Below are 11,058 nucleotides of genomic sequence, written 5' to 3'. Positions count from 1 at the left end.
ATACTGCTATTAAGCAGCCTTATTTAGATGCTTGGCCTGTTATTTGGCCTCTTATTTGTTTATTGCGGGAGAAAGTAAAATGGGACTTAAAATGCCTAAGTTAGCAAGCAGCGACCTGGAACCTGAATGGTATCAGTTCAAGACCCAGAGCAATGCGCACCTGTTTGAGGATGACGCGGAAGAGAACCACGCCGGCGATAATGTTACTGAAGATGATGCTGATGACGCAGAAACGGGACTGAAAATGCCCAGGTTATATTCGCAGGATCTTGACCCTGAGTGGTGGCAGTTAAAGAGCCCGAGCAATGCGCGCCTGTTTGAGGATGATGACGAAAGGAGAGCCGCCGGCGGTAATGTTCCCGAAGATGATGCCGCCGCTGCAGAGCCCCCGAAGAAGCTTGATGTGCTTGCCGATGCTGCCAGGAACTTTGTAAGCGCCGTTAAATACGTGTTTTCGGGTAAAGGCGGCAAAGGGCGTTAATAAACTTCTCCGCAATGAAGCCCGTTTTTGCGCAAGGGAGCCCATTCAGTTGCAGGATGCGGTAACAGAAGGCGGAAATGAGGTACGGCAAAGAGATGAAACCTAAGGCCGAGGGAGCTTGGGGATCAGGTGATATTTGTCAGGCAAGGACAGTTTTCAGGGAAAAAAAACATGCAGGAAGCCTCTCAGGAATCTAAGCAGGAAAACAGTTATATAGTCAGCAAGGCCGATGGGTTTATCAGCGCCCTTGACCGGGCCGGTCAGGAGCTGACCGCTTTCGAGCAGACTCTGAACCAGATGGACGGAGACATTGTTAAGCGGATCCGGCAGTTCAGCGATGAGTGCGCCGCTCTTTCAGTCAGATTTAAAAAGAGCGGCCAGATGACTGCCGTGGACGAAGCCCTGAACGTTACCCTGGCTGAAATCGCCAGCGCCGTGGCCAGCTGGCAGATGGCTTTTGAAAAGAACCGCAGCGGCAAGAAATTCATGATCGAGCATCAGAAGTATCTGGCCACCATGGTATTCGGCGCCGTTAAGGCCGGGAAAAGCACTCTGGGAAATTTTCTGGCCGGACGGGAATTCCTTAGCGCTCCCTTTGACAACCGTTACAAGCATCTTCCGGTAACCGAATTCAGCAGTCAGGAGCAGGCCAGAAAAACCGGCGGCATGACCGAGAAGGACAGCGAAGGCCGCAGATGGTTCTGCGAAGGGGTTACCGATACCACCGGAGATATTCAGTATTTCACCCTGAGCGGCTTAAGATGGTTTGATTCCCCGGGCACCGGTTCCCTGGGAACGGCCGATGACTTCCGGAAAATGGATGAGATGGTAAAGGAATACCTGAACTATGTGGATCTCTGCATTTTTCTCATCAATTCCTCCGAACCGGGACTCACCGAGGACATGAAGTACATGAAATTCCTGAACGCCTCCAATCAGGAAGCCCTGGTGGTTATTACCAAGTCTGATTTTTTCGATGAGGACGTGGATGATGACGGCAACATTGTCAGCGAAACCCGCCCCAAGGATGATAAAACCCGCAAAATGCAGGAGGACGACATGTGCCAGAGACTCCGGAAGCAGTACCCGGATCTGGATTCCTCCAAATACCGGGCCATCAGCATTTCTACCGGTCTCGCCAAGGATGCCGTTAAAAACGGGGACGCCAGGAAATTCCGGGAGAGCCACTTGGATCTTCTCATGGACAGAATCTCCGAAAAGGCCGCAAAGAACATTATCGAGCTTAAGAAGAAGCGGCCCCGGGAAGCCTTCGGCAAGTTCGTTGCCGATGTCCGGAACGGCACGGAGGATTTCGGGGGCATCGCCGCGGTGCTGGCCAGTCTGGATAAGGCGCAAAAGAACATTGATGGTTTCAAGAAGGAGATCGGGAACAAAACCCGCCTCCTGACTCAGAATATTCTTTCCGTGGTGAAATCTGCCATGGAGAAGGAGCTGGTGGATCTCAGCGCCGAGGTATCCCGGGGCCGCAGCATTTCCGGAAATGAAATCTCCGGCATGCTGATGGAGATTACCTCCCGGGAAATGAAAAAGGTTATCGGCCGGGCCATCGGCGATATCATCGGGCAGAATCTTAACGTCATGCAGGGGATTACTCTTTCTGCCGGTTCTGCGGGAATTCATTCCTCCGGAGTCAGCCAGCGCTATACCGAGGTGGAGCATCAGTATGTGGAGGCCGTGGTGGGAACACGGGATCCCCGGGGCATCATCGAGCATGTGCAGTCCTGGTTTGGCAAAACCTTCAGCGCCGTGTATTACGAACAACGCACTAAGGTAGAAAAAATAGCCAGCGGCACCAATATCGAGGATGTGCTGGACGAAGTGCTCCCGCAGGTGAAAAGCTATGTGCAGGATACCGTCCGGGAAAATCTGGATAACATCGCCAATAACTTTTTCAGGACTCAGGAAAGGTTCATTGCCGAAATAAGAAACAAGGCCAAGGCGCTATCCTCCAGCCTGGAAGGCATTAGCAAAAAGGTGGCAGACGATTAAGCGCGATGCCTGTCAGGATGAGGATCTGTCCGGAAGAGGAAATCGGAGGTAACGCAGGGTATGAATATCGTTGTTAAAACCACCACTGCCTGCAATTTCCGATGCGTGTACTGCAGCGAGGGGGAGCGGGAGCCGGCGTTTCTTGATGAAGCCCTGTTCCGGAAACTTGCGGATGAGCTTCCGGAGCTTCTTAACAGAATCGGCCATCGGGAGGTAACCTTTCTCTGGCACGGCGGAGAGCCCTGTCTCTGGGGCCGGGAGCGTCTCGAGCGCAGCATGGCCTATGCAAAGGAACGGCTTTCCGGGTACGAGGTAAGCTTTGCCATGCAGAGCAATGGTTACCTTATCAATGAGAGCTTTCTGGAACTCTTTAAGAGGTATAACGTGCGGGTGGGAGTTTCCATGGACGGCTACCGGGAATTGCACGATGCCCAGAGACCGGCTTTGGACGGCTCTCCGACCTTTGACCGGGTGCTTCAGGGGGTAAAGGCTCTTAGTGATGCCGGTCTCTGCGGCGGGATTCTTCTGGTCATTAACACCGAAAATCCCCCGGATACTGCAAAGCTCTTCAGCTTTATCCGGGAAGCCGGGGTTTCCGCCAGGATAAATCCTCTGATTGCCTGCGGGAGATCTGCGGGACGGGATACCGCGGCTGTGGACAGCAATTATGTCCGGGTGCTTCAGGACCTTTTTGAAAAAAGCATGACAGCTGATGCCGACGTGGTAATAGATCCCCTGAACGGTATTCTGGATGCCATTATCACCGGCTGTCCGGTAAATGAGTGCTCCTACAGCGGGGCCTGCGCCAGGGGGATTATCAGTCTTTATGCCGACGGCCTTATGGGGTACTGCGGCCGGGACAGCAGCGCTCTGTCCTACGCCTACGGAAGTCTCCGTAACCGCACGGTAAGCGAGCTTTACTTTAGCGATACGGCGGAGCTCATGCGGCAGCGGGACAGCTACCTTAAAACCCATGACTGCCAGGGCTGCCCGGTCTGGGATCTCTGCCACGGCGGCTGCGCCTTCAATGCCATGAACAGCTTTGGCGACCTGAACCGCAAAACTCCCTCCTGCGAGACCAGAAGGGAGCTTATTCGTTATCTCAAAACCACCGGCCTCAGCCTCCTCAGGGAACGCCTGGTGCGGAAAAAGCGGGAAATCCGGGAATGCATCAGAGCCGGAAAATCACTTCTTTCCCGGCTGGAGACCATGAATGCAAAAAGAGACCGCTGACTTCGGGAATGATCCCGCCGGCCCCGGAGACGGCGGGAACTGCTTTTCCGGGGCCATGGTACGCGACATGATGCGGGACATCGTATTTCTGAATGTGCACCGGAAATATCTGGACTATATTCCCTCCTATGGCGGATTTCTGGGGATCTATATTCTGTCAGCCTGGGTGAATGCCAATGGCTATACCGGGCAGGGCTTTGCTGGAACTTTGCATCAGGGCCGGATCATTGTGGATAACCTCTGTCTCAGGAAGCAGGTAGAAATCCTCGGTCTTTACTGCGACTATGCCAATGTTACCGAGAATATCTGGCTTACTCGTTATGTGAAAGAGCGGTACGGTATTCCGGTGATCCTGGGGGGCCCCCAGGCCACCAGCCTTGGGGAGGATTTTCTCAGACAATCCGGATGCGATGCCATTGCCTTCTATGAAGGCGAGCTCACCGTGATGGAGCTTTTGAACTATTTTCTGGATGGCGCGGATTCTCTTGAGGAGATTAAGGGCATTGCCTATCTGGATGAAGACGGGGTGTTTCACAAAAACCCTCTCCGGGGAGTTATCCGCAATTTGGATGCCATTCCCTTTATAGATGAGGACTGTTATCTCATCCCCCGGCAGGACTGGTCAGAAATTTCCATTATAACCGGACGGGGCTGTCCATTTCGCTGCGCCTTCTGTCATGAGGGGGCCGGAGCCAAGGCCGTCAGGTATCGTTCTGTGGATAACGTACTTCAGGAAATAGAGCTCTGTCTTAAGAAGATGCCCCCGGAGCAGAAGAGGCGGATCCTTTTTACAGATGATACCTTTACCCTGAAGCCGGATCGGGTAAAGGAGATCTGCGCGGGGCTTAAGGAGCTTCGGAAGACGTATAGCTTTTTCTGGTTCTGCGAGGCTCATGCGGGGATGCTCCGGCGCTGTCCTGAAATGATACGGGATCTCGCGGAGGCGGGGTGCAGCCGCATTCAGCTGGGCATCGAAGCCGGAACCGCAGATGTATTAAAGGCCTACCGGAAGAACATCACTCCCGATGATATCAGGGAGGTGGTGGCGCGATGCCGGGATGCGGGGATTCCGCAGTTATTCGGGAACATCATTGTGGGCGGGGCGCTGTTTTCCGGGGAGGTATTTGAGGAGGATCTTAAATTCGGGGAGGAAATTCTGATTCTTGGGCAAGGGGTTCTGGAGCTCGGAGTGGTGAGCTACTGGCCCCTTCCCGAGACTGAGCTTACCAGAAATGCGGCATCCTACGGCATCAGGATCGCGGATCCGGATTTCATTACCACAGTGGATGACTTTCCCCAGACGGAAAACGCCGAATTTGATGTCTGGGGGATCAATGCCTGCGTGCAGCGGATGCGCCGGAAATTTAACGAGGTCATGGTGAACATGCTTCGAAACCGCATGATTCCCGAGGAACGGATGCGGCAGTGGATTGACTCCTGCGGTTTCACGGATCTGGTCTCCGGCTACTGGCAGGAGGCTCTTAAAGCCGCACCGGAGGTTTATGCCTGGTACCATCTCCGGGCGGACAATGAGGTGATAACCTCAGACGAGCTTTCAGAACCCTTTGAGAGCTCGCGGCCCATCAGGGTCATCGGGCTTAACAGCTATGCCGAGTATCAGGGGCCGGATCGCACCATGGTTCTGGGGCATGAGCTTACCGACCGGGAGAGGGACACCCTGGTGCTCTGCACCGGGAGAATTACCGCCGGGGAGATTGCCGCGGAGGTTAACCGGCGTTATCCGGAGGATCCGGGGGACGGAAAGCCCCGGCCTTCGGTTCGGGAGATTATTTTAAAGCTGGAAAAGCTGTTCCTTGTGGCCTTTGCCAGAGAATGATTATCAGAGGGCGGATTTTCCGGCAGGCAGCGGAAACCGGAATAACGGTAACAGCCGGGTGTTTCCGGTAATTCCGCAAGCCCTTGCTATGAACATGACTGACTAATGAACAGGAGATAACTATGTCTGAAAAACTGACGGATTACGGAAAGGAGATTACGCGCCTCGCCCTTGACATTGCGAAGACGGCGGAACCCTATGCACAAAAGGCTCCGGAGCTTGCTTCCTCCATCGGCTTTATTAAAAGCTTCGTAGCTGAAAAGGTGGCTCAGAATCAGCCGGAGATCATGGTTTACGGCATTTACAACGCCGGAAAGAGCAGCATCATCAATGAGCTTATCGGACGGGATGAGGCGGAGGTGAATGACAAGCCCACCACGGACAAGGTGCAGTACCACTCCTTTAACGGCTATCGCATTGCCGATACTCCGGGCGTGGGAGCTCCCATTGAGCACGAGCAGATCACCCAGGAGCATCTCAGAAAGGCCGATGTGGTGATTTTTGTGATGAGCAATACCGGTTCTCACGATCTGGCCCAGAATTACACGAGAATCAAGGAAATCCACGACAGCGACAAAAAGGTGATTATTGTTCTCAATGACAAGAGCGGCAGTCTGAACAAGCCCGGGGATACCAGCATTGACGAAATCAAGCTCAAGATCGGCCAGAACCTGAATGAGGTGGGACTCCGGAATAAGTTTGACATTGTTACCGTAAATGCGCTCCGGGCCAGAAGAGGGCGTGTGGAAAACAAGCCGAAGCTTTATGAAATGAGCAATATGGACGAGCTGGTGCAGGTTATTACTCAGGAGCTTAAAAACTCCGGGAGAGGCCGTCTCTGGTGTACCATGATCGCCCAGATTATCAATGAGTCAGGCAAGATCCTGGCTGCTATTGACGGCATCATGCAGCATACCGTATCCGAGGACAAGATAAAGAACTATCTTGATTTGGTGCGGGAGCAGGAAAAATGCCTCCGCTCGGACATTAACTCCTATATCGACCGCCGGATGCAGGGCCTGGCCGCCACTCTTCCCGGAACCATCTGGGCCATGCGTAACGATGCCGGGGGAGCAAGGAATGAGGTGAACCGGGCAGTGGCGGAAAGCATCACTCTTATCCGGGAACAACTCCGGGATCTTCTGGGAAACATGAAGGTTATCCTTAATGACAATGCCCAGGATTTCGGAATGGCTCTCGGTGAAGCCGCCCCCGCTGAAAACATGGTGGTGCGGTGTTCTTCTGCGGACAGTCAGGAGGTGCTTCAGGCGCTGGAAAAATGCCTTTCCGACAAGAATGGCGCTTATGACAGCGAGTTTTCAGAAAATCTGCCGGCCCCGACCAGCGGGGACAGGAGCCGGAATACCACAGATGCTTTGGTAAACGCCTCTCTGGCCGCAACTGCGCTGAAGACGATTCTGCCGTCCCTGGGGCTTAAGGTTCTGGTTCCCTATGCCGGGCCCGTTCTGGCGGTGGTGGGAGTGCTGGGAGTGCTGGCAACGCTGTTTGCCAGCGGGAATCGGAGCGGATATGATCCCCGGAAAGTGGCCGAGATCAGAAACCGGCAGGAACAGGCCCGGCTCCAGGCGGAAACCCAGGCTAGAACCGAGCTGGAAAACAAGTGCCGCTACATGTGCATGAACATTTCCGACCAGCTTAAGAGCAATATCAGCCGCATGGTCTCGGAGGTTTCAAAGCTGCTCACTGCCCCCTGCCGGAACATGGCCTTCCAGGCGCGGGAGGACAGCGGACGTCTGGTGGAATGCCGGGAAAAAACGCAAACAAACATCAGCGCTCTTGAGGACCTGCGAGATCTTCTGAAAAGTGAAATCACTGACAAATAAAGAAAAAGCCGAGCCGAGTTTGCGGGATTGAGACAAAAGATGCCGTCCGAAAGCCGGGCGGCATTATTGTATCCGCTGCTGAAGCCGTTATCGCCGCGTTTTGGAGAGCGCCTTTCAATACGGCTCCGGAGTGTTCTGGCACGGGGCCTCCTGAATTCTGTTTCAGAACCAGCCATATTGCCGGCATTACCGGTGCTGTCTCCTTCCTCTTCCTTATCACCAAGCTCCTCAGCAGGGCTTTCTTTCATCCATGCCGGAGGCGTATGCGTCAGGCTGCTATCCCCTTATTCCGGCCTTAAGAGGCGGCCAGACATTTTAGTTGCCGCCAATACGAGGCAGTTTTCGGGGTAAAGGGGCGGAGCCCCTTTAATCATTAACAGGAAGCAGCCGAAGGCGGCTTCCCTTCTTAATTATTATTTTCCAGAAATTGCGGGGCATAATGTACAGCACGAAAGCCAATGTCAGACAGCGCCTGGGAATATTTGCCGGGCCTGGGAATACTTGCTCTATGGTGCCTCGCTGGCAGGGACTGACAATTTTGTCTGGCGTCCCTTTCTTACCCTCTGTTTCAGCTTATTCGTATTAAACTGAGCATCTTCTCTCAATTTGAGATTAAGGTGTTTGAGATTGAGGTGCTCAAGAATTTCTCGCTGAGTTTGTGTTATCGAATCCTTCAAACGCCAGCCGTCTTTTGCTTTGTAAAACTTAATTCCTTCAAGTTCTTTAATTGCTGCTGATAATGATTTTTCTTTAAGATACTGTTCAAGCCTTCTCGTGAAAACTCTTTTTAAGATAAGGGCAACAAACATAACAAAAAGCTTGCCGTCTCGCTGTCTGTCTCCGGGAACATGAAGCCGTTTGTCGCTTAACCCGTTTTCAGCGGTATCAAAGCAATCTTCAGCTGACTCTATGGAACGGTATATTTTCAGCGTTTCCCGCGGGGTGATTTTTATATAATTCCTTCGTGCAAAAATCGTTACCTTTCCGCATAATGCGCATTTTTCCCTAAAGGCTTCCTTGTCCTCTTCATAAATAAAGCCTTTTCGTCCGGGATCTTTACTGACTTTGAAATACGGAGCAAAACTTTCAGCCCATTTTTGAAAATTCTTTTCAGGCGCTGCATGCGTTTCCTCAAGTTCTCTTCTTTTGCTGTCTCTGATCCGGGATAGCTGTTTCCTTTTATCGTATTCCAAATGCAAATCCCGGTACATCATAAGTTCGCCATCCAGATTTCCAAGTCTGAACGGGATCGCAGCGGATATATAGCAGTTTTCATCCATCTCCCATGAGTCGGCGCGCGCGCTTTCCGTAAGTCCTTTTGTCCAGGCTTTGTAGGCTTCTCTTACGTCCTTTCGGCAATCAGCGGAGACTCCAATGATCACATCATAGCCAGTGTAGTGACTCCAGTCAGCATCAGCGCTGCTGAAGCCTCCGTCAGTAACAATGCAGATCTTCCTGCGGTCTCTGCCAATTACTGCCCCGTGCTCCTGAGCCCGTTTCAAAGCATTATTGAAATTTGATTTATCATTTAACGAACCATCGTAGGAACACATAAAAAGGGGCAATCCCGTTTCCCGGTCACAGAATAATCCCTGATTGATCTGAGGCAAATCATCGTGATCCCGGTTATAACCATAGTGCGCTCTTATGATATTGCCTGAATATGCTGAAAAGGAAGTTACATCATAGAATATTTCCTTTTCAGCCGGATGAGCTTTATTCCATAAGGTATAAAACTCACCGGCTTTTTCCGGTGTGATATCAGCCAGCGCCTGACCGGCCTCCCGGCGATCAAAAGCAACATCAAAATCAGTTCCTGACAGACGGGCGGCAATAAATTCATCCAGACCGTCAAATGAGGACCGCATGTCTTCGCAGAGGAAGGCAGCCAGACATAAAATTCGCTTTCCCAGGGTATCTCCAAAAGCCTTAAGAAGAGCGCCGGTTAATTCCAGTTCTGCTGACAGGAGCATGATGGCTATGCCGTACCCCATGGCAATTTCCGAGTCCGGTTTCATTTCGGCAGAATTTTCCGGCTTCCTGCGCCGTGGCTTTCTGCCTGCTCCTTCCGTCACCGCCAACTCAGGAAGAGCCTGCCCGGTAAGTTCATAGTATGCGGTATTTGGCATCAGTTCAGACTGGCCGTCCTCTGATGTCTCAATCCGGCCAATGCACCTGGACTTCGGGTGCATCGTCTTCCCGTCCTTCCCCGAAGGCACCCGGTCTCCGACATAGACGTAGCAGTATTTTACATTGCCCCTGCTTATGGTGAAGCCGCCGATGTCCGGAATGGGCACGCGTATCTCAGGAAAGATCATTTGATTTTGTTCCTTGTACCTTACATTTAAAGTAAAGCATAACAGAAAAGGCGGTGATATCAATACTCCGGCGCCATTCTTCCGAAAAATGTCTGAGATGCTGATTTCAGACGGGGAAGCGGGGAAAGCCGGGAATCTCAATGGGCAGGGAGGAAACTTTGACTTCATTCATTATGGGGCGCAGGTTCGGGTGATATTCCCCGGAACCTTAACCTTTGTTCCGCCGGTATTGACTGTGCTTGCCGCCTCGGTCGCGCTGGCTTCCATGTCCGAGACTTGCCGTATGCCCGCCGGGAGTGAGGTGGCGAACGGGGAGTGAGATAAACGAGATCAAAGCACCCCTCATGCCGCACTTTTATTTTCCGGAAGGAGGTGCCTGCTGTTTTATGATTAAGGGAGCAGGACTTTCCGGAACCTTTTCGGATTTCGGAATCTCTTCGGATCTCCCGCATAAAAGAGAGTCGGAGACAGGGGACACAGGAGATTTGGGAGATCGCCGGATGGAAGGTCTTCCGAGGCCGGGATTAAGGGGAGAATGCTCAGCCATGGCCCAAAATAACAGGGTGATTTTCTTCGGGCATAATTGACTTGACGCGCCGGGTTATCGCAAGAGGGCGGCAGGCAGGAAACCGGAAGACCAGAACGAAAAATCACAGATGCAGCAGTGAAATAAACCGTCAGCGACACAGAGGACTTTGCTATGAAAATACTGACCATCATACTGAACATATTCATGAATGATGTCATCTTCTATATCGTTCGCGGCGCGCTGATTCTGGCAAACGTCGTGCTCCTGCTCTGGCTCCTGTCTGACTGTATTCCCTTCCCGGATATCGGTTTTCATTGGCTGGTGATCATCTCTGTAATCCTGATCTGCGCTTTCTGGGGGATTTACCGCCTTAAGAGGGGTTCCGCAAACAAGGCTCAGGCCTGTCAGAATAATCCTGATGCTGATTACTCTGCGGGATCGGATGCCGGCGTTCTGTCCGCTGACATGCCTGACAGAGCCTCTCCCGGAATGGCGGCAAAGGTTTTTCAGATAATCATTTTGACGGCGCTGTGCTCAGGTCTCACCTTTGAGGTCTTCTTAAGGGAAATTCCCGGCATCATGGACACCATCGCCGGCATTTTCAAGTCTGAAAAAGTGGTAAGAACCGAAGCCGAGCTTATGGGTATCAAAGCCGTGGAAATTCTCAACACCGGTTTTAGCTCTATTGACATGGAAGATCTGCACTACGATGAGGGATTCTTTTCCGGAAGGTATCTGGACGGACTCTGCATTAAGAAATACCGGATCTACTACGGCTATCAGAATATCGGGAATTATCTTGATGA

The 11,058-nt window shown here is 52.2% G+C and carries 7 protein-coding genes; 6 read left to right on the top strand and 1 reads right to left on the bottom strand.

Features of this window, described 5'->3' with window-relative positions:
- Positions 1 to 79: 79 nt before the first annotated feature.
- The 5 genes from ACJROR_RS02590 to ACJROR_RS02570 all read left to right on the top strand — a co-directional run bounded on the left by ACJROR_RS02590 (position 80) and on the right by ACJROR_RS02570 (position 7,405).
- Positions 80 to 481 carry a hypothetical protein gene (locus ACJROR_RS02590; RefSeq protein WP_406545729.1) on the top strand — a complete coding sequence of 134 codons (402 nt, stop codon included), beginning with the start codon at positions 80 to 82 and terminating at the stop codon, positions 479 to 481.
- Positions 482 to 652: 171 nt separating this feature from the next.
- On the top strand, positions 653 to 2,491 hold the full coding sequence (locus tag ACJROR_RS02585) for a hypothetical protein (RefSeq protein WP_406545728.1): 1,839 nt from the start codon (positions 653 to 655) through the stop codon (positions 2,489 to 2,491).
- A 60-nt stretch (positions 2,492 to 2,551) separates the two neighbouring features.
- Positions 2,552 to 3,724, top strand: a complete 1,173-nt coding sequence (locus ACJROR_RS02580; protein WP_406545727.1) for a radical SAM protein — start codon at positions 2,552 to 2,554, stop codon at positions 3,722 to 3,724.
- A complete protein-coding gene (locus ACJROR_RS02575) occupies positions 3,705 to 5,561 on the top strand; it encodes a B12-binding domain-containing radical SAM protein (protein WP_406545726.1) in 1,857 nt (618 codons plus the stop codon). The genes ACJROR_RS02580 and ACJROR_RS02575 overlap by 20 nt, the downstream gene beginning before the upstream one ends.
- A gap of 122 nt (positions 5,562 to 5,683) precedes the next feature.
- Positions 5,684 to 7,405 (top strand): GTPase, encoded by a 1,722-nt coding sequence (locus tag ACJROR_RS02570; RefSeq protein WP_406545725.1) that lies wholly within the window; start codon positions 5,684 to 5,686, stop codon positions 7,403 to 7,405.
- Positions 7,406 to 7,911: 506 nt separating this feature from the next.
- On the opposite strand, the gene ACJROR_RS02565 is transcribed toward ACJROR_RS02570, so the two are convergent.
- Positions 7,912 to 9,273 carry a hypothetical protein gene (locus tag ACJROR_RS02565; protein WP_406545724.1) on the bottom strand — a complete coding sequence of 454 codons (1,362 nt, stop codon included), beginning with the start codon at positions 9,271 to 9,273 and terminating at the stop codon, positions 7,912 to 7,914.
- A gap of 1,150 nt (positions 9,274 to 10,423) precedes the next feature.
- Between ACJROR_RS02565 and ACJROR_RS02560 the strand changes: the two genes are divergently transcribed.
- A partial coding sequence (locus tag ACJROR_RS02560; RefSeq protein WP_406545723.1) for a hypothetical protein occupies positions 10,424 to 11,058 on the top strand: 635 nt, incomplete at its 3' end.

The organism is Succinimonas sp. (assembly GCF_045225735.1).
In the GTDB taxonomy this organism is placed as follows: Bacteria; Pseudomonadota; Gammaproteobacteria; order Enterobacterales; family Succinivibrionaceae; genus Succinimonas.
The sequence above is the reverse complement of the archived record's forward strand: the minus strand, read 5'-3'. Positions and strand labels throughout refer to the sequence as shown.